Raw genomic sequence first — 22,760 nt, forward strand, 5'->3', positions numbered from 1 at the left:
AACATAGCCCTCGTCCCTATACTGGCCTGCAACGTTAAACGCTGCAGGAGGGCACCCCCATGCACAGCGAGTCGATTCGTTACCTGATCGTGCCGGGCTGGCAAGGATCGCCAGAAGATCATTGGCAAAGCCACTGGCAGAAGAGCCTGCCCAACAGTGCGCGCGTGGAGCAGGCCGATTGGCTGACGCCGCGCCGTGAAGACTGGGTGGCCGCGCTGGCCGAGGCGATCGCGGCCGACGATACGCCGGTGATCCTGATCGCCCACAGCCTGGGTTGCATCACCGTGGCCCACTGGGCCGCCAACGCCCCGGCGCGGTGCCTGCGCCAGGTGCGTGGCGCCTTGCTGGTGGCCCCGGCCGATGTCGAACGCCCGGCCTGCGCGCCCGCCCTGCGCAACTTCGCGCCGATCCCCACCGACCTGCTGCCGTTTCCAAGCCAGGTGGTCAGCTCCGACAACGACAGTGCCGTCAGCGCCCCGCGTGCGCTGGAGCTGGCCCGCAATTGGGGGGCCGAAGCCGGCATCCTCGCGGGCGCCGGGCATATCAATGTGAAGTCCGGCCACCGGCGTTGGGAGCAAGGCTTTGCCTATCTCTATCGTCTGCAAAACCGCCTCGAGCAGCATGCTCGGCGCAGCGCCTGATATTTTTCAACGCCCCGTCCCTGAGTGGATGGGGCGGGAGTCTGCCATGAGCCTGCATGAAACCCACGGCCAGCCACTGCTGACCTTTCCCGATGCGGAAAAGAGCCCGTTGAGCATCCGTGCCAAGGCGCTGGTGTTTGTCGACCCGCGTTCGCGCACGCTGCGTGAAGAGCTGGAAAGCCTCGCCCCCCGCGCCTTGCCCGTGTTGATTCGCGGCGAGACCGGCAGCGGCAAAGAACTGCTGGCGCGACATATCCACCGTGGCAGCGATCGCGCCGGCCTGTTTGTCTCGGTCAATTGCGGCGCGATCAGCCCCACCTACGCCGATGCCGAGCTGTTCGGCTACGTCGCCGGCAGTCACAGTGGCACGGCCAGCAGCCGGGCCGGGTGGTTTGGTTCGGCCAATGGCGGCACCTTGTACCTGGATGAGATTGGCGACTTGCCGCTGCCGATCCAGGTCAAGCTGCTCGCCGCCCTGGAAAACCACGAAGTCATCCGCGTCGGTGCCCATCAGCCCAGCCCGGTAGACGTGCGCCTGGTGGCGGCCACCAGCATTGACCTGGCCCAGGCCGTGGCGGCGGGCAAGTTCCATGAGCGGCTGTTCCATTACTTGAGCGAGGGCCGGCTCGAGCTGCCGGCGTTGCGCGAGCGGGTGGGCGACATCCTGTCATTGGCCGAATACTTCCTCGGCATCTACAGTCAGCGCCTGGGCTTGCCGGTGCCGCTGATCAGTGAAGCCGCCCAGCGCGTACTGGAGCGCCACAGCTGGCCGGGCAATACCCGTGAGTTGGAAAACGTCATTCACTTTGCCTTGCTGGTGAGCAGCGGCGAGGAGATTCTGCCCGAGCATTTGAACCTGCCACTGGCGAGTTCGCCGTTGGAACAGGTACGGCGGATCTTCCACAGCGCCAGCCCTGCGGAGCAGGAAACACTGCGTCAATTCCTGTATGAGCAAAATGGAATATCAACGTGAATAAAAGATATTGTTCGGGAATAAAAAATCTAGGTATTGTCCCCTGCATGCCGCGATAGCACTTCGCTGGCACTTCACATAAAAACGGTCGTCAGTGACGCCCCGCAATTCCGATAAGGACACTGCATGAAAAAGGTTCTGTTGTTTACCGCACTCGCGGCTGCCCTGGTTGCAAGCTTCGCCCAAGCCAACGAGAAACTGGTGGTGGCCGCCACCCCGGTGCCGCACGCCGAGATTCTCGAGCTGATCAAGCCGACCCTGGCCAAAGAAGGCGTGGACCTGCAAATCAAAGTCTTCACCGACTATGTGCAGCCAAACGTACAGGTCGCCGAAAAACGCCTGGACGCCAACTACTTCCAGACCCTGCCGTACCTGGAAAACTTCAACAAGGGCAAGGGCACCAACCTGGTCACCGTGGTTGGTGTGCACGTTGAACCCTTCGGTGGTTACTCGAAAAAGATCAAGAATATTTCCGAGCTCAAAGACGGCGCCACTGTCGCCATCCCGAACGAAGGCTCCAACAGTGGCCGCGCGCTGTTGCTGCTGCAGAAAGCCGGCGTGATTACCCTCAAAGACCCGACCAATGCCCTGTCCACGCCAAAAGACATCGTCGGCAACCCGAAACACCTGAAATTCAAGGAACTGGAATCCGCCCTGCTGCCTCGCGTGCTGGACCAGGTTGACCTGGACATGATCAACACCAACTACGCCCTGGAAGCTGGCCTGAACCCGGCCAAGGATGCACTGATCATCGAAGACGCCAAGTCGCCGTACGTGAATTTCCTGGTGGCCCGCCCGGACAACAAGGACAGCGACGCTATCCAGAAACTGTCCAAGGCCCTGACCAGCCCGGAAGTCAAAGCCTTCATCGAGAAGAAGTACAACGGCGCGGTGGTGCCGGCGTTCTGAGGTAACTCGACACCCGTTCACGGTTTCAACGCCGGCGGCTCATACAGCGTCGGCGTTTTTTATGACTGAAATACAAAAAAACTGTGGGAGTGGGCTGCTCCCACATTCGGATCTAAAGTGACCTAGAGGTCACGGCTATTGATTGCCCGGCGCAATGCCACCAACCATTTCACCAGCTCCTGCGGGTCAATGGGTTTCGCGTTATTCATGATTCAATCCCTCGAATTACAGACCCACCTACCATAGCTGGCACCTGGCCAACCCGCGAATGTGTGGGTAAAAAAACTGACTGATGACGCTGATACAGGCACCCCCGCTACTGCGGCCAATGCCAGGCCGGCGCATCCAAAACCCCTTGCCCGACTATCCGCGTTTCCCCCAGCACCTTCTCCAGCACAATCGAATTGCACCCTTTATCCTGCTGCAAGGCCGCAATCAAGCGGCTGGCGTGGGACACCACCCACACCTGGCAGTGTTCGGACGCCAGGACAATCAAGCGCGCCAACGCCGGCAGCAAATCCGGGTGCAGGCTGGTTTCCGGCTCGTTCAGCACCATCATGGTCGGTGGCCGTGGCGTGAGCAGCGCGGCGATCAGCAGCAGGTAGCGCAAGGTGCCGTCCGACAGCTCCGCCGCCGACAACGGCCGCAGCAGGCCTTCCTGATAAAACTCGATGGCAAAGCGTCCACCCTGCAAGGGCTGGATGTTCAAGCGCGCGCCGGGGAACGCATCGCTGACCGCGCGCTGCAATGCCTCGGGATCGCCGATCTCGCGAATGGTCTGCAACGCTGCCGCCAGGTCGCGGCCGTCGTGGTGCAGCACGGGCGTGCGCGTGCCCAGTTGCGGCTGGCGCACGGGGGCGTCCGCATCGCTGCGAAAATGGTCATAAAAGCGCCAGCCACGAATGTTTTCGCGCAGCACCAACACCTCAGGCGAGCCACGCAGGCTGCCGACCTGGTCGAACAAGCTGTGGTAGTTGGGTGTGTGCTGGGCCAGCACATCCCAGGCGCGGCCGTCGCGGGCGCGCACCATGGGGCCAGAGCGTTGCACCAGCAGGCTGGCCGGACGGTACAGGTGGCCGGCCCAGATGCATTCCTTTTTGATTTGCGGGTCCAGCCTGAATTCGGTCTTGGGCACCGGCTCCGGCAAGCCGAGCGAGATGGCGTAGCTGAAATCTTCGGCGGCAAACCCCAGGCGCAGGCGCCGAGCGCCTTTACGCACGCTGGGCTCCACTGGCACTTCAGCGGTATGCATACGTCGGCTGATGGTCTCGGGGCCGGCCCAGAAGGTCGAATCCAGCCCGCCCTCGCGCGCCAGCGCATTGATCACCCCGCCTTGGGCGGTTTCCGCCAGCAGGCGCAAGGCGCGGTACAGGTTGGACTTGCCGCTGCCATTGGGGCCGGTAATCAGGTTGAGCCGGCCCAGTGGCACTACCAATGTGTTGATCGAGCGGTAATTGGCGACGGCGAGGGTCTTGAGCATGAGCATTCGATCGGCTTGGGAACCATTGGAGTATGGGAGCCTCCATGCAGATAAGGAACCCTCAACTACGCTCACAGTCGCATGCACACTGGCAAGTCGGCATCACGCAAAAGGAGCCTGCATGGGCGGTCGTATTTCCACCTGTATTTTCGGATTTGGCCTGGTGACGCTCTTGAGCGGGTGTGGCCAGGAAACAGCCGAGCCCAAGGCCCATTCGCGGGTGTTTGTGCAGACAGTGCAATCGGCGGATTTCGCCGCGGCGGTGACGCTCACCGGGGATATCCAGGCGCGTGTGCAAACGGACTTGTCCTTTCGCGTGGGCGGCAAGATCATCCAGCGCATGGTCGATGTGGGCGACCGCGTCAGCGCCAGGCAAGTGCTGGCCAGGCTCGATCCCAAGGACCTGCAGACCAACGTCGATTCAGCCCAGGCCCAGGTCGTGGCCGAGCAGGCGCGGGTCAAGCAGACCGCCGCCGCCTTTGTGCGCCAGGAAAAACTCCTGCCCAAGGGCTACACCAGCCGCAGTGAGTACGACGCCGCCCAGGCGGCCTTGCGCAGCAGCCAAAGCGCGCTGGCGGCGGCCCAGGCCCAATTGGCCAATGCCCGCGAGCAACTGGGCTACACCGCCCTGATTGCCGAAGCCCCCGGTGTGATTACCGCGCGCCAGGCGGAAGTGGGCCAGGTGGTGCAGGCCACCGTGCCGATCTTCAGCCTGGCCCGCGATGGCGAGCGCGACGCGGTGTTCGACGTGTATGAGTCGCTGTTGGTGGAACCGGCCAATGATGACGTGATGACGGTCAAGTTGTTGGATAAACCCCAGGTGCAGACCACCGGCAAAATCCGCGAGACCACCCCGGCGGTGAACGCCACCAGCGGCACCTTGCAGGTGAAGATCGCCTTGAACACCTTGCCCCAGGGCATGGACCTGGGCGCCGTGGTCAGCACGACCCTGCATGCTCCGGCCAAGACCAGTGTCGAGCTGCCGTGGTCGGCACTGACCAAAGACCTCAGCGAACCCGCCGTATGGCTGGTCGACGGTGACGGCAAGGTGCAGTTGCACAAGGTCAGCGTGGCACGTTACCTCACCGGCAAAGTCATCATCGGTGACGGCCTCAAGGGCGGCGAAAAAGTCGTGGTAGCCGGTGGGCAACTGCTGCACCCCGGCATGGTGGTCGAGATTGCCCAGCCAGGAGCGCAGCCATGACGCGCCTGACGCTGATACTGGCCGCCGGCCTGTTGCTGGTGGCCTGCTCCAAGCAGGAATCGCCGCCGGAAGCGGTGCGCCCGGTGCTGTCGATGCAGGTGAAGTCCGAAGACCAGGAAACCCTCGGTCGCTTCGCCGGCACCATCCAGGCCCGTTACGAAAGCAACCTGGGTTTTCGCGTGCCGGGGCGTATTGCCCGGCGTGCCGTGGATGTCGGCGCCGAAGTGGAGAAGGGCGCCTTGCTCGCGGTGCTCGACCCCACCGACCAACAAAACCAGTTACGCGCCGCCCAAGGTGACCTCGCCCGCGTCCAGGCGCAGTACATCAATGCCCAGGCCAACGCGCGGCGCCAGCAAGAACTGTTCAACCGTGGCGTCGGCGCCCAGGCCCAGCTGGATGTGGCCCAGACCGACCTGAAAACCACCCAGGCCACCCTCGACCAGGCCCAAGCCTCGGTCAACCAGGCCAAGGACCAGCTCAACTACGCCGAACTGCGCACTGATCACGCCGGCATCGTCACCGCCTGGAATGCCGAGGCCGGCCAGGTGGTCAGCGCCGGCCAGCAGGTGGTGACCCTGGCGCGCCCGGACGTCAAGGAAGCGGTGATCGACCTGCCCGCCGGCCTCGCCGAACGCTTGCCGCCGGATGTGGTGTTTCTGGTCGCCGGGCAACTCGACCCCAGCGTCAACACCAGCGCCATCGTGCGCGAGATCGAACCCCAGGCCCAAAGCGCCACCCGTACCCGTCGCGCCCGTTTGACCCTGACCGAGACGCCTGCCGCGTTTCGCCTGGGTACCGCCATCAGTGTGACCTTGAGCACCGCCATCGCGCCGCGCGTTGAAGTGCCTCTCAGCGCGCTGCAGGCAGTGGACGGCAAGACCCGCATCTGGCTCCTCGATACGCAAAACCAGACCGTGCAACCGCGTGAGGTCAGTGTGATCAGCCGGGATGCCGACAGCGCCTTGCTCAATGACGGCGTCAAACCGGGCGAACGGATAGTGACGGCCGGGGTGAACAGCCTGACCCCCGGGCAGAAAGTCAAAATCGACGAGGACAGCCCGCGATGAAAGGCCGCTTCAACTTATCCGACTGGGCCCTCAAGCATCAGTCCTTCGTGTGGTACCTGATGTTCGTCGCGCTGCTGATGGGCGTGTTCTCCTACCTGAACCTGGGCCGCGAGGAAGACCCCTCGTTCACGATCAAGACCATGGTGATCCAGACCCGCTGGCCGGGCGCGACCCAGGACGAAACCCTCAAGCAGGTCACCGACCGCATCGAGAAAAAACTCGAAGAGCTGGACGCCCTCGACTATGTGAAAAGCTACACCCGGCCGGGCGAGTCCACGGTATTCGTGTTCCTCAAGGACACCACCAGCGCCAAGGCCATCCCTGAGACCTGGTACCAGGTACGCAAGAAGATCGACGACATTCGCGGCACCTTCCCCCAGGGCTTGCAGGGGCCGTCGTTCAACGATGAGTTCGGAGACGTGTTCGGCTCGGTGTATGCGTTTACCGGTGACGGCCTGTCCATGCGCCAGTTGCGCGACTATGTGGAGCAGGTGCGCGCCGAGATCCGCGCAGTGCCGGGGCTGGGCAAGGTCGAGATGATCGGCCAGCAGGACGAAGTGATTTACCTGAATTTCTCCACGCGCAAACTGGCGGCGTTGGGCATCGACCAGCGCCAGGTGGTGCAGAGCCTGCAATCGCAGAACGCGGTGACCCCCGCCGGGGTGATCGAGGCCGGCCCGGAGCGGATTTCCGTGCGCACTTCGGGGCAGTTCGCCTCGGAAAAAGACCTGGCCGACGTCAACCTGCGGCTCAATGATCGCTTCTATCGCCTGGCGGATATTGCCGACATCAGCCGTGGCTACGTCGACCCGGCGCGGCCGATGTTCCGTTTCAATGGCAAGCCGGCCATCGGGTTGGCGATTGCCATGCAGAAGGGCGGCAACATCCAGTCGTTCGGCAAGGCCCTGCACACGCGCATGGACGAACTCACCGCCGACCTGCCGGTGGGCGTGGGCGTGCACAAGGTCTCCGACCAGGCCGAGGTGGTGGAAGAGGCCGTCGGCGGCTTTACCAGCGCATTATTCGAAGCGGTGATCATCGTGCTGGTGGTGAGTTTTATCAGCCTCGGGATGCGCGCCGGGCTGGTGGTGGCGTGCTCGATCCCGCTGGTGCTGGCGCTGGTGTTCGTGTTCATGGAGTACAGCGGCATCACCATGCAGCGCGTGTCGCTGGGTGCGTTGATCATCGCCCTCGGCCTGTTGGTGGACGACGCGATGATCACCGTGGAGATGATGATCACGCGCCTGGAAAAAGGCGAAACCAAGGAACAGGCGGCGACCTACGCCTACACCTCCACGGCGTTCCCGATGCTCACCGGTACCCTGGTGACCGTGGCCGGTTTTGTGCCGATCGGCCTCAATGCCAGCTCGGCGGGGGAATACACTTTTACCCTGTTCGCGGTGATCGCCGTGGCGATGCTGGTGTCGTGGGTGGTGGCGGTGTTGTTCGCGCCGGTGATCGGCGTGCATATCCTCAGCGCCAACGTGAAACCCCACAGCGCCGAACCGGGGCGCATTGGCCGCGCGTTCAACGGCGGCATGCTCTGGGCCATGCGCAACCGCTGGTGGGCCATCGGCATCACCGTGGCGCTGTTCGCGGCCTCGGTGTTCGCCATGCAGTTCGTACAGAACCAGTTCTTCCCGTCGTCGGACCGCCCGGAAATCCTCGTCGACCTGAACCTGCCGCAAAATGCCTCGATCAACGAGACGCGCAAGGTGGTGGACCGCCTCGAAGCGATCATCCAGGACGACCCGGACATCTCCCGGTGGAGCACCTATATCGGCCAGGGCGCGATCCGTTTCTACCTGCCGCTGGACCAGCAATTGGAAAACCCCTACTACGCGCAGTTGGTGATCGTCAGCAAGGGCCTGGAAGAGCGCGGCGCCTTGATTGCACGCTTGCAGAAGCGCCTGCGTGATGACTTTGTCGGCATCGGCAGCTATGTGCAGCCGCTGGAAATGGGCCCGCCGGTGGGGCGTCCGATTCAGTACCGGGTGTCTGGCAAAGACACCGACCAGGTGCGCAAACACGCCATCGAACTGGCGACCTTGCTGGATAACAACAGCCACCTGGGCGAGATCATCTACGACTGGAACGAGCCGGGCAAAGTCCTGCGCATCGACATCGCCCAGGACAAGGCGCGGCAACTGGGGCTGTCGTCGGAAGACGTGGCGCAGTTGATGAACAGCGTGGTCAGCGGTGCGTCGGTGACCCAGGTGCACGACGATATCTACCTGATCAACGTGGTGGGCCGAGCGGTGGACGCCGAACGCGGCACGCCGGAAACCTTGCAGAACCTGCAGATCGTCACGCCTAACGGTGCCTCGATTCCGCTGCTGGCGTTTGCCACCGTGCGTTACGAGCTGGAACAACCGTTGGTGTGGCGCCGCGACCGCAAGCCGACCATCACGATCAAGGCCTCGGTGCGCGACGAGATGCAGCCCACGGACCTGGTGAAACAACTCAAGCCCGAGATCGATAAATTCAGCGCGGGGCTGCCCGTGGGCTACAAGGTCGAGACCGGCGGTACCGTGGAAGAAAGCGGCAAGGCCCAGGGCCCGATTGCCAGCGTGGTGCCGCTGATGCTGTTCCTGATGGCGACCTTCCTGATGATCCAGCTGCACAGCGTGCAAAAGATGTTCCTGGTGGCCAGTGTCGCGCCGCTGGGCTTGATTGGCGTGGTACTGGCGCTGATCCCCACGGGTACACCCATGGGCTTTGTGGCGATCCTCGGCATCCTGGCGCTGATCGGCATCATCATCCGAAACTCGGTGATCCTGGTGACGCAGATTCACGAATATGAGGTGGCCGGCTACTCGCCGTGGGAGGCGGTGGTGCAAGCCACCGAGCACCGGCGCCGGCCGATCCTGCTCACGGCGGCGGCGGCGAGCCTGGGCATGATCCCCATCGCCCGTGAAGTGTTCTGGGGGCCGATGGCTTACGCAATGATTGGCGGGATCATCATTGCCACCTTGCTGACGCTGCTGTTTTTGCCGGCGCTGTATGTGGCCTGGTACAAGATCCGCGAGCCGAAGAAAGAGCAGGTCTGATACATCTGCGGGGCTTTTGAGGGCGCCATCGCAGGTAAGCCAGCTCCTACATTTGGAATGCATTCACCCTGTAGGAGCTGGCTTGCCTGCGATGGCATTCTTAAGGTTTGCGCCACACGCTGGCCAACCACGGCTGCTGCTCCCGAGGCAACCCGGCCGGCCGGTAGTAATGCTCCAGCTCCACGAACCCGGCCGTTGTCAGCAGTGATTGCCACGCCGCCAGGTCGTGGTACGAGCCATAGCGCGGCCCGTTCCAGCCTTCCTGGTTCTCGCCCCGTGGGTTCGAGCTGAACAGCACGCCCCCTGGCTTCAACGCGCCATGCAACTGCTTGAGCACCCGTGGCAATTCCTGCTTGGGGATATGAAACAGCACCGCATTGGCGAAAATCCCATCGAAGCGCTCGGCAGGCAGATCCAGCTTGAGGAAGTCCTGCTGCAGCACTTCGCAACCGCTGTCTTCGCGCGCCATCTGCGCAAAGCGTTCGGAGCCGTCGAGCCCCACGGCGATGTGGCCCATGCGCGTGAACGTCTGCAAATCCCGCCCCGGCCCGCATCCGAAATCCAGCACGGTAAACGGTGGCGTGCCGTGGATATGTCGCAGCAACGCATCGATGTTCTGGCTGACATCGTGGTCGCGGGTGCCTTCGCGGAAGTCCTCGGCCACTTTGTTGTAGTGGCCGAGGGTGGTGGCAGTGATCTGGTCGAGGTCGTCGGGCTTGAGGGTCATGACGGGTAATACCGGGAGCTGAGATGGCCCGACTATACCTTGTGGCGAGCGGGCTTGCCCCGCGTTGGGCTGCGCAGCGGCCCCAGCTTTCAGCGCTTGTTCAGCACCCGCGCCAACCGATCGCCGCCCAATTGAATCACCGCCACCAGCACCACCAGCAGCACGATCACCGTGAGCATGATCTGCGTATCAAAGCGCTGATAGCCGTAGCGGTAGGCAATGTCACCCAAACCGCCGGCACCGATTGCCCCGGCCATGGCCGACGAGTTGATCATGGTCACCAGGGTGATGGTGAACCCGCCGACAATCCCCGGCAGCGCCTCGGGCAACAGCACGTGCCAAATGATGTGCCAGCGCCGGCAGCCCATGGCCTGCGCGGCTTCGATCAAACCGTGGTCGACCTCGCGCAGGCTCACTTCGGCAATGCGCGCAAAGAACGGCGTGGCAGCGATAGTCAACGGCACCACCGCCGCCCACACGCCATAGGTGGTGCCGACGATCAGCCGGGTGAACGGGATCAGCGCCACCATCAGGATCAAAAACGGAATCGAGCGGAACAGATTGACGAACGCCCCCAGCACCCGGTTCAGCGCCGGCGCCTGGTAGATGCCGCCTTTGTCACTGGTGACCAGGAACACCGCCAGCGGAATCCCCACCAGCAATGCAATCAGCGATGACACGCCGACCATCAGCAGGGTGTCGAGGGCGCCCTGGACTAAACGATCAAACCACATAGCCCAGCACCTCCACCTGTTGTGCCCAGTTCGCGGCGCGCGTGCGCAGCTCTTCGGCGTTGTGACTCGAGCCACTCACCGCCAGCAGCAGTTGCCCCAGGGCATGCCCTTGAATGCGTTCCACACCGCCTTGCAGCAACCGCACGCGACCGCCCAGGGCGCTGAACAACGCCGCCAGGTCGGGTTCGTCGCTAGAGCTGCCGGTGAGCTGCAAACGCAGGACCACGGCGGCCTCAGGCGATTGCGGCGTGACATGCAAACGGCTTTGCAGCTCTTCGGGCAGCCCGTGTTGCAGTGGCGCCAGCAGGGTTTTGCTCACCTCATGGTGTGGGTCGCCAAACACTTCCCACACCGGGCCTTGCTCGACGATGCGCCCGTGCTCCAGCACCACCACGCGGTCGCAGATGTCGCGGATCACTGCCATCTCATGGGTGATCAAGACGATGGTCAGGCCCAGGCGCCGATTGATCTCGCGCAGCAGGCCGAGGATCGACTGGGTGGTCTCGGGGTCGAGGGCCGAGGTGGCTTCGTCGCACAGCAGGATTTCAGGGTCATGCACCAGCGAACGGGCGATGCCCACGCGTTGCTTCTGCCCGCCGGACAGCTGCGCCGGGTAGGCCTTGTGCTTGTCCTGCAAACCCACCAGCTCCAGCAGTTCACGCACCTTTTGCTCACGCTGGGGCTTGGGTATGCCGGCGACCTTCAGTGGCAGTTCGACGTTCTGCCACACCGTCTTGGCCGACATCAGGTTGAAGTGCTGGAAGATCATGCCGATGCGCCGCCGCAGCGCCACCAGGTGGTCTTCGTCGAAGGTGCCGATATCCACCTGATCGATCAGCACCCGCCCGCTGCTGGGTTGTTCCAGGCGGTTGATGGTGCGGATCAGTGAGGATTTACCGGCGCCGCTGCGGCCGATGATGCCGAACACTTCGCCGCGCTGGATCGCCAGGTCGATGCCTTGCAGCGCATGCACGCGGCCGTCGTAGGTTTTGCCCAGGTTGATAAAGCGCACGTGGGCGCGGTTCAAGTGCGGGTGCAGTTCAGTCTGCTCGGCGGGCCTGGGCGCGGTGCCCAGGTCGCGCAGTCGGGCGTTGGTGGCGGTCATTTTTTAGCTTCCCAACCGACTTGGTAGAGCTTGCCGAGGGATTTATCCAGCGCCGCGCGTACCACTGGCGAGTGCTGGTAAATGTCGACGAACTTGATCAGCCGCGGGTCGGTTTTGCTCCTGGGCTGGATCACGAACTGGATCACGTATTCCGGGTGGTCGAGGCCGTCGAACAGCAACGCCGACTCGGCATCGAAGGTCTTGGACAGGCGGATATACGCCGGGTAGCCCTGCACCAGGTCGGCGTCGTCATAGGCGCGTACCAATTGCACGGCTTCCACTTGCAGGATCTTGAGCTTTTTCGGGTTGGCGACGATGTCTTCTTCGGTGGCTTTGTAGCCCACGCCTGGCTTGAGGGTGATCAGCCCGGCCTTGGCCAGCAGTTGCAGGCCGCGACCGCTGTTGATCGGGTCGTTGGCGATAGCCACGCTGGCGCCTTCGGGCAGGTCGTTGAAGCTTTTGTAGTGCTTCGAATACAGCCCGACGTTGTTGATGATGCCCGGTGCATAGGGCACCAGATCAAACCCGGCCGCGGCCTTGGCGTTTTCCAGGAATGGGATGTGCTGGAAGTAATTCACGTCGATATCGCCGGCCGCCAGGCTGACGTTGGGCGCGATCCAGTCGGTGAACTCCACCAGTTCGACCTTCAGGCCCTGCTTGCCGGCCTCGGTCACGGCGGCTTCCAGGGGAATCGCGAAGGCCGCGGTGGTGCCGACTTTGAGCGGTGCCTCAGCGGCGAACAGCGCCGAGCTGAACAGCCCGAAGGCCAGGGCCAGTGCTTTGACTGGGTGGGTGAGCAGGGTCTTTTTCATAATCGTATTCCAGTTATAGGAGCGAGGGGGACGCCTAGTTCTTGCTCGCGAAAAACTTGCAGGCGCTGCGGGGTATCAGGGGCCACGCGTGATCGTTAACGGTCTTCGCGAGCAAGCTCGCTCCTACAGGGGCCGTGTCGGTAGGTGGAGCCGGTGTGTTGTGCGGGCAAGCGGGCGCTGCGCTGGAAGACTTTTTCCCGCAGCGTTCCCGACGCATATTCGGTCTTGTACGAGCCGCGCTTCTGCAACTCGGGCACCACCAGGTCGATGAAGTCCACGTAGCTTTCCGGGGTCACGATGCGCGTGAGGTTGAAGCCATCCAGGCCGGTTTCGCTGATCCAGGATTCGAGTTCGTCCGCCACCTGTTCGGGTGAACCCACCAGGGTGATATAGCGCCCGCCCAGGGCGTGCTGCTCGAGCAACTTGCGCCGGGTCCAGTCGTTGTTTTGCAGGTTCTGGGTGGCCGACTGGATGGCGTTGCTCTTCACGTACTGGATCGGTTCGTCCAGCTCGTATTGAGCAAAATCAATCGCAGTGGACGCCGAGAAGTGCGCCACGCCGGCTTCGGCGCTGGCGTAGCTCAGGTACTCGGCATGCTTGGCCCAGGCCAGCTCTTCGGTGGCACCGACGATCACGTTAAGGCCCATGAACACCTTGATGTCATCCGGGTTGCGTCCGGCCGCTACCGCGCTGGCGCGCACCTTGTCCACCTGGACCTTGGTGGAGGCCTTGTTCTGCCCGCTGATGAACACGCACTCGGCATGCTGCCCGGCGAACAGCAAGCCCCGGTCCGAACTGCCGGCCTGGAACAGCACCGGCGTGCGCTGCGGCGACGGTTCGCACAGGTGATAACCCTGCATCTGATAGAACTCGCCGTGGTGCTCGACCTTGTGCACCTTGCCCGGCTGCGCATACACCCGCTGCTGCGGATCGTTGAGCACCGCGTCATCTTCCCAGCTGCCTTCCCAGAGTTTGTACAGCACCTGCAGGTATTCATCGGCCTGGTCGTAGCGCCGGTCATGTTCGACCTGTTCGGTAAGGCCCATGGCCTTGGCGGCGCTGTCGAGGTAGCCGGTGACGATGTTCCAGCCCACCCGGCCACGGCTCAGGTGGTCGAGCGTGGACATGCGCCGGGCGAACAGGTACGGCGGCTCGTAGGTGAGGTTGGCGGTGAGGCCGAAGCCGAGGTTGCGGGTTACGGCGGCCATGGCCGAGACCAGCAGCAACGGATCGTTGACCGGCAGTTGGATCGACTCCCTGAGCGGTACGTCGATGGCGTTCTGGTACACGTCATACACACCGACGATGTCGGCGATGAACAGGCCGTCGAACAAGCCGCGTTCCAGGGTTTGCGCCAGTTCGGTCCAGTACTCGAGGGTTTTGTACTGGGTCGAGGTGTCGCGTGGGTGCGTCCACAAACCGTGGTTGATATGCCCGATGCAGTTCATGTTGAAGGCGTTGAGCAGGATCTTTTTCTCGTTTTCAAAGGCAGCGCCATCAGATGGTCCCCCGCAGCGGCGGGTTTTCATCGTTGAGGTAGTAATTGCCTACCGCAAAGTACTTCCAGCGCACCGGGTCGTGCAGGGTGTGCACGCGGGCGTTGCGCCAGTGGCGGTCGAGCCCGTGTTCGGCCAGGGTCGCCTGGCTGCCGGCGAGTTCGAACAGGGTGCTGCCGGCGGCCAAGGCAATTTCGGTACTCAGGGCGCGCACTTCGGCCACCGCAATCGAGGCGGCGGCGACGGTCTGGGTGTTGCTGTCGGCCTGGGCGCGATCAAGGTATTCGCCTGCGCGCTCAAGCAAGGCTTCGGCGGCGTGCAGGCGAATGCTCAAGTGACCGAAGCTTTTCAGGGTCAATGGGTCTTCGGTGGCTTTGTCATTGCCGGCGTCGATCCACGGGCGGGTCTTGGTGCGTACAAAGTGCAGCGCGTCTTCAAAGGCGGCGCGGGCGATGCCGGTGTCGATGGCAGCGTGAAGGATCTGCGCCAGCGGGCCGACGGTGGTCGGACGCTCGAAGGCGCTCTGGAAGGGGATCACGTCGTCGGCGGCGACCCGCACGTTGTCGAACACCACCGAGCCGCTGCCGGTGGTGCGCTGGCCGAAGCCGCTCCAGTCGTCGATTACGCTCAGGCCCTTGCTGTCGCGGGGCACAAACGCCAGTTGCTGTACGCCGTGTTCATCCACCACTGCGGTGGGGATGCGTTGGGCGTAGATCGCGCCGGTGGCGTAGAACTTGCGACCGCTGATGCGAAACCCATCGCCGTCGCGCGTCATACGGGTGGTGCGGTCGTGGGCGGTCTTGGTGCCGAGCTCCGCCAGGGCGTTGCCGAAGCGCTGGCCGGCGAGCACTTCGGCGTACAGGCGTTGTTGCTGTTGCGGGCTGCCGTTCACGCGCAGCACTTCGAGGGCGTAGAAATGGTTTTGCGGGATCTGGCCCAGCGAGGCGTCGGCCTGGGCGATCAGTGCGATGACCTTGGCCAGGGTGACATTCGACACCCCCGCGCCGCCGTGTGCTTTCGGCACACTGATGCCCCACAGGCCGGAGCGCGAGAACACGTCCAGCTCCGGCAGCGGCAGGCGGCGTTCACGGTCGCGTTGGGCGCTGTCGCGGCGCAGGTCATCGGCCAGGTCGCTGGCGACAACAAGCGCCTGTTCGTCGCTGGTGATCACCGCGACGGGTTGAGAGAAAGTCATGGTTGTGCTCCAGAGGGCCGGTCGGTCAGATCCAGGAATGGCGTGCCGGCAAGGTGCCGTTCAAGCGATAGGCGCCCACCGCGTGATACTTCCAGCGCACCGGGTCGTGCAGGGTGTGCACCCGCGCGTTGCGCCAGTGACGGTCGAGGTTGAAGTCGGCGAGGGTGGCGCGGCTGCCGGCCAGTTCGAAGAGCTTTTCGCTGACCAGCAGCGCCACTTCGGTGGTCAGCACCTTGGCCTCGGCCACGGCAATCGAGGCACGGGCGGCGGACTGCGCGGTGATCGGCGCGGCGCTGACCTGGTCCAGCACTTGGCCGGCCTTGCGCAGCAGCGCTTGGGCGGCGTGCAGTTCGATGTTCAGCTTGCCGATATCGGCGATCACGTACAGGTCATCGCTGGCGCGCTCGACCTTGGCGTCGATCCATGGGCGTGAGCGTTCGCGCACGAAGGCGATGGTGTCGTCCAGCGCGCCACGGGCGATGCCGGCGTCGATGGCGGCCTGGATCAATTGCGAGACGGCGCCCTGGATATTCGGGGTTTCACCGATACGCCAGTTATCCACCACCCATTCGGCGTCCACCGGTACCTGGTCCAGCAGCACTGTGCCGCTGGCGGTGGTGCGTTGGCCAAAGCCGGACCAGTCGTCGACGATGCGCAACCCTGGCGTGCCTCGACGCACGAACGCCATGACCTGCTGGCCGTTATCGTTCAGCGCTTTGATGGCGACCCAGTGCGCAAACAATGCGCCGGTGGAGTAGAACTTCTGGCCGCTGATCACATAACCGTCGCCTCTGGCGGTGATGCGGGCCTTGAGTTGCAGGGTGTTTTGGGTGCCGCGTTCGGGGCCGCCATTGCCGATGCGCCAGCCGTCGAGCACGCTCTGGAACAGCTGCTTTTTCTGGCGCTCGGTGGCGCTGCCCTGCAACAGGTGCAGGATGCCGAAATGGTTCTGTGGGATTTGCCCGAGGGCGGGGTCTGCGGCGCTGATGATGGCGAACACGTCGGCCAGGGTCACGAAAGACACCTGCGGGCCGCCGTACTCGCGGGGAATGGAAATACTGCCGAGCCCGCTGCGGGTGAACTGTTCGATCTGCGCCCACGGCAACTGGCGCTGGCGGTCGCGCGTGGCGGCGTGCACGCGCGCGGCCCGAGCCAGTTCGTGGGCGGCGTGCAACGCCTGGGCATCGTTGCGCAGCACGGCGGCCGGCAATAACGGCGGCGCGACGTCCAGCTCACGCTGGGGAGGTGTGACAGCCAAATGCGTCATCAGCGCCGCTCCTTGGCTGCACCTGATGCTCTGGCGTTGTGCACTGGGGTAATCCTGACCATACCGACCTCGACTTCAATGAAATAAAAACAAAGATGTCCGGTGGTCCGGTTTATATACCCTAATCATGTTAAATAATTAAATAAACTAACTTTTTGGAATATGCATAGAAGGTCGGCTACCCCGGTTCGCAGGGCGAGCCGAGGGGGCGCGGTTGATAGACTCGCGCGCCACCGTTCGGGTGAGTTGGCGTGCCGGCGGCAATGCGCAGTGTGCGTGCCGGCGCCCAGCGTGAATTGTTGCCGACACGGTCCAGGATGCAGTACGTCACCTCCAGTCTGCTGTCATCACCCGCCTCCATGATCACCGTCGACGGCACCCATACCCGCACGGCCTCGCCCACGCCCTTGGCGGCGATGTTCGGCAGGTCCATGCGCACATCGCCCCAGCGCAGGGTGATGGCGTCGCCGGTGGACATGTTCAGGTACGGCTCGATGGTCAGCGGAACGCCGCGTCGTACCTGGCGACCGTTGACGCCATAGCGGCGAATGGTCTCGGGCAGTTCGACGGGGGCGAGGTTCTGGTTTTCGTCGCTGTACAAGGAGGAGGGCTGGCCGCCCGGGTACCGGGTTTTTACACGCACCCGTGTTATGGCCGAGCGCGCGGGGGCGCGACCGACTTGCATGACTTGGTAATGCACCTGGGCCAGGCCATCCTGCACGAAACTTTCCGGCACCCGCAGGTGCGTCGGCATGCCGGCTCTGCACGCGGTCACCCGGCGTGAGGCGGCAAAGCAGTTGTTCCAGAACAGCTCGATCAGGTCGCCCTCATCCATGCCGGGGTAGGGCGCGATATCCACCTGAAGTTGGGTGGCCGCCAGGGCGTTGAGGCCATATCGGCTCGCCTGGGGCAGCGTTGGGGCGGTGAGCATGGCCGGGGTTGCAGTGCGCGTCATAAGTAATCTCCTTGATGCAGCCAGCAGCAATCGTTCCGGCCTTTGACGCGGGTGCGCCGGGGGGCCGAAAGGAACGATTCAGTGAGTAGCCGGGATAGGATCCAATCCTCTGGGCGTTAGATAAGAGGGTTGGCCGGGGAGCGTCAATGGCGGCAAAAGGCTAAACGGCGAGTTCGGAGATATTCAGAAGGGTCCGACTGGGAGGGGGTATTTTGGTGTGCATGTGGCAGGGTGTTTTGCGCGTGCAGGCGAGAAACGCTTGTAGGAGCCGGCTTGCCGGCGAAGAACGACCAGACAACTCGGTAAACCTGATTGACCGCGTTATCGTTGACGATTTTCGCTGGCAAGCCAGCTCCTACAGGGGAGGGTATCAGTGGGCTAAAAACTTACTGAGGAACTGCCTGGTGCGTTCTTCCTTGGGGTGGGCGAACAATGCCTTGGCTTCGCCTTGTTCGACGATCACGCCCTTGTCGAAGAAGATCACCCGGTTGGCCACATCCCGGGCAAAGCTCATTTCATGGGTGACGATGACCATGGTGCGGTTCTCTTCGGCCAGGCTGCGGATGGTCGCCAGCACTTCGCCGACCAGCTCCGGGTCGAGGGCCGAGGTGGGTTCGTCGAACAGGATCACCTCCGGCTCCATGGCCAGCGCACGGGCAATCGCCACGCGCTGTTGCTGGCCGCCGGACAGGCGCCGCGGGTAGGCATCTTCCTTGCCCGCCAGGCCGACCCTGGCCAGCAGCTGGCGACCCAGCGCCAGGGCCGCCTCGCGCGGCATCTTCTTGACCACGATCGGGCCTTCGATGACGTTTTCCAGCGCGGTGCGGTGGGGGAACAGGTTGAAGTTCTGGAACACAAAACCCACGTGCTGGCGCAAGCGCCGCACCAGGCTCTGTTGCTGGTTGAGCGGTTTGCTGCCGTCGATCTCGATGTCACCCACTTTGATACGGCCGCTGGTGGGTTCTTCGAGGAAATTCAGGCAGCGCAGGAAGGTGGTCTTGCCGGAACCGCTGGGGCCAATGATGGCGACGACTTCGCCTGCCTTGACCTCAAGGTCGATGCCGTTGAGCACCACCTGACCGTTGAATTGTTTGGTCAGTTTTTCAACCACGATCATGCTTCAAGACTCCAGGTCATGCCGGTTGACCCGGTCTTCCAGGCGGTTTTGGAAGTGCGCCAGGATGCTCGCCAGTACCCAGTAGATCAGGGCTGCGGAGAGGTACATGGTGAAAATTTCGAAGGTGCGCGCCGACACCAGTTGCGCCTGGCGGAACAGCTCGGGCACCTGGATAGTGGCGGCCAGCGCGGTGTCCTTGACCAGGGAAATGAAGCTGTTGCCCAGCGGTGGCAGGGCCGTGCGCATGGCTTGCGGCAGGATGGCCCGGCGCAGGGTCTGCGCGCGGGTCATGCCGATACTGGCGGCGGCTTCCCACTGGCCACGCTCGATGGACGCGATGGCGGCCCGCAGGATTTCACAGGCGTAGGCCGCCATGTTCAGCGAAAAGCCGATCATGGCCGCCGGGATCGGGTCCAGCTCGATGCCCACCTGCGGCAAGCCGTAGTAGATCAAAAACAGCTGTACCAGCAACGGCGTGCCGCGAAAGAACGACACATAGGCCCGGGCAGTCCAGCTCAATAGCTTGAAGCGCGACAGGCGCATCAAGGCCAGGCCGAAGCCCAGCAGCAAGCCGAAGAACATCCCGCCAAGGCTGAGGATCACCGTGTAATACGCGCCCTTGAGCAGAAAGGGCGCGGAGTCGAGCGCGAGTTGGAAACCTGCTTCCATTATTGAGTGACGTCAGCGTTGAAGTACTTCTCGGACAACTTCTTCAAGGTGCCGTCGGCGCGCAGCTTGTCGAGGGCCTTGTTTATGGCGTCCAGCAGTTCAGGCTCGCCTTTGCGCAGGGCAATGCCGGATTCCTGGCGGGAGAAGGGGGCGCCGGCAGCTTCGGTGTCCAGGGCTTTCTTGGCGTATTCCAGGGCGGCCAGGCGGTCGATCAGGATGGCGTCGATACGGCCGATGCGCAGGTCCTGGAACTTGGTCGGGTCATCGTTATAGGTCTTGATAATGGCTTTTGGTTGATTGTCCTTGAGCCATTGTTCGTAGTTGGTGCCCAGGCCCACGCCGACTTTCTTGCCGGCCAGGTCGTCGGCGGTCTTGATCGTGTTGACGTTCTTCGTCAGCACCAGTGCCTGGATACCGGAAACGGTGTAAGGCGTGGAGAAGTCGTACTTCTTCTTGCGCTCTTCAGAGATGGTCACTTGGTTGACCACAGCGTCCAGGCGCTTGGATTCCAGGGCGGCGAGGATGCCGTCCCATGGTGTTTGCTGGAGCTTGACCTTCACGCCCAGCTCTTTGGCCAGCGCTTCGGAAAGTTCGACTTCGAAGCCCGCCAGTTTGCCTTTTTCATCCTGAAAGCTGAACGGCGGGTAGGTGCCTTCCAGGCCGATTTTGATCTCGCCGGCTTTTTTGATATTGCCCAGTTGCTCGCCGGCAACCGCCTGGCCCAGCAACCCAGCACCGAGTGCCAGGCCCAATGTGCCGACCAGCAATGTGCGACGTAATACAGAAATAGTCATGAAGAGCCCCTGTGTTTTTTATGTTGAGCGAAGCAGGTGACGCGGTAGTCGTATCCTGCCTTAAAGCGCGAAGCGCGTCTTCGCCTTCGGCGCGATGATAAAGCCGGTTTTTAAGACTTGAAAATAATATAAATTCAATTTGATATTCAGTTAAGGAATATTGGTTGGCTCAGTTGAAAACCGAGTCATAGGCAAACAGCGCGGGTGCCCCGCCGGTATGCAGGAATATGATCGGGCCGTCCTCGAACCGCTGCCGCCCGATACCGTCCAGCAAACCGGCCATGGCCTTGCCGGTGTAGACCGGGTCCAGCAACAGACCTTCCTGGCTGGCCAACAGTTTGATCGCGGCCAAGGTGCCGGCATTGGGTTCGCCATAGCGTGGGCCGAAGTATTCGTCCCACAAGGTCACCTTGAACGCGTCGGGAACTCCTATACCCAGCAACTCAGCAGTGCGCTCGGCCAGGCCTTGTACTTTCGGGAACTGCGCTTCCTCGGTGCGCGACACGGTGACGCCGATCACCGGCAGGTTCGGCAGCCCATCGCTCAGGCCCAGGGCCAGGCCACTGTGGGTGCCGGCGCTGCCAGAGGCCAGGACCACGGCAGCAAAGTCCAGGCCGCTGGCTTCGATCTGCCCGGCCAGTTCCAGCCCGGCGCGCACATAACCGAGGGCGCCGAGGGCATTGGAGCCGCCGATGGGCACCAGGTACGGCTTCTTGCCGTTGCTGCGCAGGCGCTCGGCGATGGCGTTGAGTTGGTCGTCGACGTTGTCGAGGTTCTCCACCAATTCCACTTTGGCGTCGAACAACTCCAGCAGCAGGCGGTTGCCATTGCCGAGATAGTTGGGGTCTTCGGTGCCGGTGGGGTTTTCCAGCAGGGCGACGCAGCCCAGGCCGAGCTTGGCGGCCAGGGCGGCGGTCTGGCGTACGTGGTTGGACTGGATGGCGCCGGCGGTGACGAGGGTGTCGGCGCCCTGGGCGATGGCGTCGGCCGCCAGGTATTCGAGTTTGCGCAGCTTGTTACCACCCATTGCCAGGGGCGTGGTGTCGTCGCGCTTGACGTAGACGTCCCTGCCCAGCCAGGCCGACAGCCGTTCGAGTTTTTCCAGGGCGGTGGCGCCGCCCAGCAGTTCCAGACGCTTAAAACGGTCGAGCTGTTGCTTGATCATGGCTACGCACGGTGGCTAAGGGATGCAGCGACTATAGGCAGGCACTTTTCATCGGGCAACCGGTTTGGTTATTTGCTCGGCATGATTGGTTATTAAGGCTGCTGGCTCGGCATGTCGTAAAGTGGTGGCCCCTTCAGCGGCGAGTGATAAGCGGCAAGCCTCAAGTTGATCGCGCTCAACTTGCAGCCTGTCGCTTGAAGTTTGCTACTGCGCCTCCCCATTTTCAGGAGTGACCAAGTTGAGCGAGCGATCCAGCCATTGGCAATTACAGACCATCGTCAGCCAGCTACGCGGTGCCCGGGACCAGTGGCGAGCGCGCAATGGCCGCTTGAGCGGCGAACATGGCGGCCGTGAATTACCGTCGCGCGAGGCCGTGGCACAGGTCCTTGAAGCGCTGTGCGGTGCGCTGTTCCCGATGCGCCTGGGGCCGGCGGATCTGCGCGAAGAAAGTGAAGACTTCTATGTCGGCCACACCCTCGACGTGGCGCTCAATGCCTTGCTTGCCCAGGCGCGCCTGGAACTGCGCTACGCCGCACGCCAGGGTGGCCAGGATGACAGCCAGATCGATGCGCATGCCATCCGCCTGATCCAGGATTTCGCCCTGGCCTTGCCGTCGTTGCGCAGCCTGCTGGACACCGACGTACTGGCCGCCTATCACGGCGACCCGGCGGCGCGCAGCGTGGATGAAGTGCTGCTGTGCTATCCGGGGATCCTGGCGGTGATTCACCACCGCCTGGCCCACCACCTGTACCGCGCCGGCTTGCCGTTGCTGGCGCGGATCATCGCGGAAATCGCCCACTCGGCCACCGGTATCGATATCCACCCTGGCGCGCAGATCGGCCCGAGTTTCTTCATCGACCATGGAACTGGCGTGGTGATCGGTGAGACCGCGATTATCGGCGAACGGGTGCGTATCTATCAGGCGGTGACGTTGGGCGCCAAGCGCTTCCCGGCGGATGAGGATGGCCAGTTGCAGAAGGGGCATCCCCGTCACCCGATCGTCGAGGATGACGTGGTGATTTATGCCGGGGCAACGATCCTCGGGCGCATCACCATCGGCAAGGGGTCGACCATCGGCGGCAATGTGTGGCTGACACGCAGTGTGCCGGCCGAGGCGAATATCACCCAGGCGAATCTGCAGCATGATGATGGCGCGCAGAAGTAGCTGAAGATTGCGCAAATCCCCTGTGGGAGCGGGCTTGGTCGCGAAGGCGGTGGGTCAGTTGATGTATGTGTCGGCTGCCCTGCCGCTTTCGCGAGCAAGCCCGCTCCCACATTTTTTATCTGCATTTCAAATCCAGGTCGCTGAACGATTTACCTCCCCCGTTCGTCATACCAGTACTTGAGCTAGTGTAGGAATTACCTGCCGCTCGGCCCTGCGATTAGTCCCAGACCGTCTA

At 62.9% G+C, this 22,760-nt stretch carries 20 protein-coding genes; 7 read left to right on the forward strand and 13 right to left on the reverse strand.

All coding sequences use genetic code 11. The features are described from left to right. The first annotated feature begins 59 nt into the window (after window positions 1–59). The 3 genes from AB4O05_RS05980 (at window position 60) to AB4O05_RS05990 (ending at window position 2,523) form a co-directional block, all read left to right on the forward strand. Complete coding sequence (locus AB4O05_RS05980; protein ID WP_460132302.1) at window positions 60–641, forward strand: alpha/beta hydrolase; 582 nt, start codon at window positions 60–62, stop codon at window positions 639–641. 46 nt (window positions 642–687) lie between these two features. Beyond that, entirely contained in the window at window positions 688–1,614 is a 927-nt protein-coding gene (locus AB4O05_RS05985) for a sigma 54-interacting transcriptional regulator (protein WP_460132300.1), read from the forward strand. 126 nt (window positions 1,615–1,740) lie between these two features. Further along, on the forward strand, window positions 1,741–2,523 hold the full coding sequence (locus tag AB4O05_RS05990) for a MetQ/NlpA family ABC transporter substrate-binding protein (RefSeq protein ID WP_460132298.1): 783 nt from the start codon (window positions 1,741–1,743) through the stop codon (window positions 2,521–2,523). Window positions 2,524–2,839: 316 nt separating this feature from the next. Here AB4O05_RS05990 and AB4O05_RS05995 read toward each other — a convergent pair whose 3' ends face one another. Next, window positions 2,840–4,003: an AAA family ATPase gene (locus AB4O05_RS05995; RefSeq protein WP_460132296.1), complete on the reverse strand. Its 1,164-nt coding sequence runs from the start codon at window positions 4,001–4,003 to the stop codon at window positions 2,840–2,842. Between the two features lie 121 nt (window positions 4,004–4,124). Here AB4O05_RS05995 and AB4O05_RS06000 point away from each other — a divergent pair, with 121 nt between their 5' ends. Genes AB4O05_RS06000 through AB4O05_RS06010 form a run of 3 tightly spaced genes read left to right on the forward strand, consistent with a single transcriptional unit; the run spans window position 4,125 to window position 9,324 of the window. Next, on the forward strand, window positions 4,125–5,207 hold the full coding sequence (locus AB4O05_RS06000; RefSeq protein WP_460132294.1) for an efflux RND transporter periplasmic adaptor subunit: 1,083 nt from the start codon (window positions 4,125–4,127) through the stop codon (window positions 5,205–5,207). Next, complete coding sequence (locus AB4O05_RS06005; RefSeq protein WP_460132292.1) at window positions 5,204–6,274, forward strand: efflux RND transporter periplasmic adaptor subunit; 1,071 nt, start codon at window positions 5,204–5,206, stop codon at window positions 6,272–6,274. Before AB4O05_RS06000 ends, AB4O05_RS06005 begins: the two co-directional genes overlap by 4 nt. Then, window positions 6,271–9,324 carry an efflux RND transporter permease subunit gene (locus tag AB4O05_RS06010; protein WP_460132291.1) on the forward strand — a complete coding sequence of 1,018 codons (3,054 nt, stop codon included), beginning with the start codon at window positions 6,271–6,273 and terminating at the stop codon, window positions 9,322–9,324. Before AB4O05_RS06005 ends, AB4O05_RS06010 begins: the two co-directional genes overlap by 4 nt. Window positions 9,325–9,424: 100 nt before the next feature. Here the strand turns inward: AB4O05_RS06010 and AB4O05_RS06015 are convergent, their stop codons facing one another. From AB4O05_RS06015 to AB4O05_RS06070, 12 genes are all read right to left on the reverse strand, one after another. Further along, window positions 9,425–10,051, reverse strand: a complete 627-nt coding sequence (locus AB4O05_RS06015) for a class I SAM-dependent methyltransferase (protein ID WP_460132290.1) — start codon at window positions 10,049–10,051, stop codon at window positions 9,425–9,427. 89 nt (window positions 10,052–10,140) lie between these two features. After that, window positions 10,141–10,785 carry a methionine ABC transporter permease gene (locus tag AB4O05_RS06020; protein WP_191955981.1) on the reverse strand — a complete coding sequence of 215 codons (645 nt, stop codon included), beginning with the start codon at window positions 10,783–10,785 and terminating at the stop codon, window positions 10,141–10,143. Then, window positions 10,775–11,890 (reverse strand): methionine ABC transporter ATP-binding protein, encoded by a 1,116-nt coding sequence (locus AB4O05_RS06025; RefSeq protein WP_460132287.1) that lies wholly within the window; start codon window positions 11,888–11,890, stop codon window positions 10,775–10,777. The genes AB4O05_RS06020 and AB4O05_RS06025 overlap by 11 nt, the downstream gene beginning before the upstream one ends. Next, a complete protein-coding gene (locus AB4O05_RS06030; RefSeq protein ID WP_460132286.1) occupies window positions 11,887–12,702 on the reverse strand; it encodes a MetQ/NlpA family ABC transporter substrate-binding protein in 816 nt (271 codons plus the stop codon). The genes AB4O05_RS06025 and AB4O05_RS06030 overlap by 4 nt, the downstream gene beginning before the upstream one ends. A gap of 95 nt (window positions 12,703–12,797) precedes the next feature. Beyond that, the gene (locus AB4O05_RS06035; RefSeq protein WP_460132284.1) at window positions 12,798–14,231 is read right to left on the reverse strand and encodes an LLM class flavin-dependent oxidoreductase; all 1,434 of its coding nucleotides are present in this window, start codon (window positions 14,229–14,231) and stop codon (window positions 12,798–12,800) included. Next, on the reverse strand, window positions 14,200–15,393 hold the full coding sequence (locus AB4O05_RS06040) for an SfnB family sulfur acquisition oxidoreductase (protein WP_460132283.1): 1,194 nt from the start codon (window positions 15,391–15,393) through the stop codon (window positions 14,200–14,202). Before AB4O05_RS06040 ends, AB4O05_RS06035 begins: the two co-directional genes overlap by 32 nt. Window positions 15,394–15,418: 25 nt before the next feature. Continuing rightward, window positions 15,419–16,660 (reverse strand): SfnB family sulfur acquisition oxidoreductase, encoded by a 1,242-nt coding sequence (locus tag AB4O05_RS06045; RefSeq protein ID WP_460132281.1) that lies wholly within the window; start codon window positions 16,658–16,660, stop codon window positions 15,419–15,421. Between the two features lie 178 nt (window positions 16,661–16,838). After that, window positions 16,839–17,615, reverse strand: coding sequence for a hypothetical protein (locus AB4O05_RS06050; protein ID WP_460132279.1), 777 nt, complete (start codon window positions 17,613–17,615; stop codon window positions 16,839–16,841). 370 nt (window positions 17,616–17,985) lie between these two features. Next, window positions 17,986–18,732 carry an L-cystine ABC transporter ATP-binding protein TcyN gene (gene tcyN / locus AB4O05_RS06055; RefSeq protein ID WP_460132278.1) on the reverse strand — a complete coding sequence of 249 codons (747 nt, stop codon included), beginning with the start codon at window positions 18,730–18,732 and terminating at the stop codon, window positions 17,986–17,988. 3 nt (window positions 18,733–18,735) lie between these two features. Continuing rightward, window positions 18,736–19,401, reverse strand: a complete 666-nt coding sequence (gene tcyL / locus AB4O05_RS06060; protein WP_460132277.1) for a cystine ABC transporter permease — start codon at window positions 19,399–19,401, stop codon at window positions 18,736–18,738. Then, a complete protein-coding gene (tcyJ, locus tag AB4O05_RS06065) occupies window positions 19,401–20,195 on the reverse strand; it encodes a cystine ABC transporter substrate-binding protein (RefSeq protein WP_460132275.1) in 795 nt (264 codons plus the stop codon). The genes tcyL and tcyJ overlap by 1 nt, the downstream gene beginning before the upstream one ends. A gap of 169 nt (window positions 20,196–20,364) precedes the next feature. Next, window positions 20,365–21,360 carry a D-cysteine desulfhydrase gene (locus AB4O05_RS06070; protein ID WP_460132274.1) on the reverse strand — a complete coding sequence of 332 codons (996 nt, stop codon included), beginning with the start codon at window positions 21,358–21,360 and terminating at the stop codon, window positions 20,365–20,367. 238 nt (window positions 21,361–21,598) lie between these two features. On the opposite strand from AB4O05_RS06070, the gene epsC reads away from it, so the two are divergent. Continuing rightward, complete coding sequence (gene epsC, locus AB4O05_RS06075) at window positions 21,599–22,525, forward strand: serine O-acetyltransferase EpsC (protein ID WP_460132272.1); 927 nt, start codon at window positions 21,599–21,601, stop codon at window positions 22,523–22,525. Window positions 22,526–22,760: the final 235 nt, after the last annotated feature.

The sequence above is a fragment of the Pseudomonas sp. S1_G07 genome, from assembly GCF_054668565.1.

Excerpts from the sequence above, each read along its gene's own strand:
- AB4O05_RS05980 (WP_460132302.1), top strand. The coding sequence starts at position 60 with ATGCACAGCGAGTCGATTCGTTACCTGATCGTGCCGGGCTGGCAAGGA.
- AB4O05_RS05985 (WP_460132300.1), top strand. The coding sequence starts at position 688 with ATGAGCCTGCATGAAACCCACGGCCAGCCACTGCTGACCTTTCCCGAT.
- AB4O05_RS05990 (WP_460132298.1), top strand. The coding sequence starts at position 1,741 with ATGAAAAAGGTTCTGTTGTTTACCGCACTCGCGGCTGCCCTGGTTGCA.
- AB4O05_RS05995 (WP_460132296.1), bottom strand. The coding sequence starts at position 4,003 with ATGCTCAAGACCCTCGCCGTCGCCAATTACCGCTCGATCAACACATTG.
- AB4O05_RS06000 (WP_460132294.1), top strand. The coding sequence starts at position 4,125 with ATGGGCGGTCGTATTTCCACCTGTATTTTCGGATTTGGCCTGGTGACG.
- AB4O05_RS06005 (WP_460132292.1), top strand. The coding sequence starts at position 5,204 with ATGACGCGCCTGACGCTGATACTGGCCGCCGGCCTGTTGCTGGTGGCC.
- AB4O05_RS06010 (WP_460132291.1), top strand. The coding sequence starts at position 6,271 with ATGAAAGGCCGCTTCAACTTATCCGACTGGGCCCTCAAGCATCAGTCC.
- AB4O05_RS06015 (WP_460132290.1), bottom strand. The coding sequence starts at position 10,051 with ATGACCCTCAAGCCCGACGACCTCGACCAGATCACTGCCACCACCCTC.
- AB4O05_RS06020 (WP_191955981.1), bottom strand. The coding sequence starts at position 10,785 with ATGTGGTTTGATCGTTTAGTCCAGGGCGCCCTCGACACCCTGCTGATG.
- AB4O05_RS06025 (WP_460132287.1), bottom strand. The coding sequence starts at position 11,890 with ATGACCGCCACCAACGCCCGACTGCGCGACCTGGGCACCGCGCCCAGG.
- AB4O05_RS06030 (WP_460132286.1), bottom strand. The coding sequence starts at position 12,702 with ATGAAAAAGACCCTGCTCACCCACCCAGTCAAAGCACTGGCCCTGGCC.
- AB4O05_RS06035 (WP_460132284.1), bottom strand. The coding sequence starts at position 14,231 with ATGAAAACCCGCCGCTGCGGGGGACCATCTGATGGCGCTGCCTTTGAA.
- AB4O05_RS06040 (WP_460132283.1), bottom strand. The coding sequence starts at position 15,393 with ATGACTTTCTCTCAACCCGTCGCGGTGATCACCAGCGACGAACAGGCG.
- AB4O05_RS06045 (WP_460132281.1), bottom strand. The coding sequence starts at position 16,660 with ATGACGCATTTGGCTGTCACACCTCCCCAGCGTGAGCTGGACGTCGCG.
- AB4O05_RS06050 (WP_460132279.1), bottom strand. The coding sequence starts at position 17,615 with ATGACGCGCACTGCAACCCCGGCCATGCTCACCGCCCCAACGCTGCCC.
- tcyN (WP_460132278.1), bottom strand. The coding sequence starts at position 18,732 with ATGATCGTGGTTGAAAAACTGACCAAACAATTCAACGGTCAGGTGGTG.
- tcyL (WP_460132277.1), bottom strand. The coding sequence starts at position 19,401 with ATGGAAGCAGGTTTCCAACTCGCGCTCGACTCCGCGCCCTTTCTGCTC.
- tcyJ (WP_460132275.1), bottom strand. The coding sequence starts at position 20,195 with ATGACTATTTCTGTATTACGTCGCACATTGCTGGTCGGCACATTGGGC.
- AB4O05_RS06070 (WP_460132274.1), bottom strand. The coding sequence starts at position 21,360 with ATGATCAAGCAACAGCTCGACCGTTTTAAGCGTCTGGAACTGCTGGGC.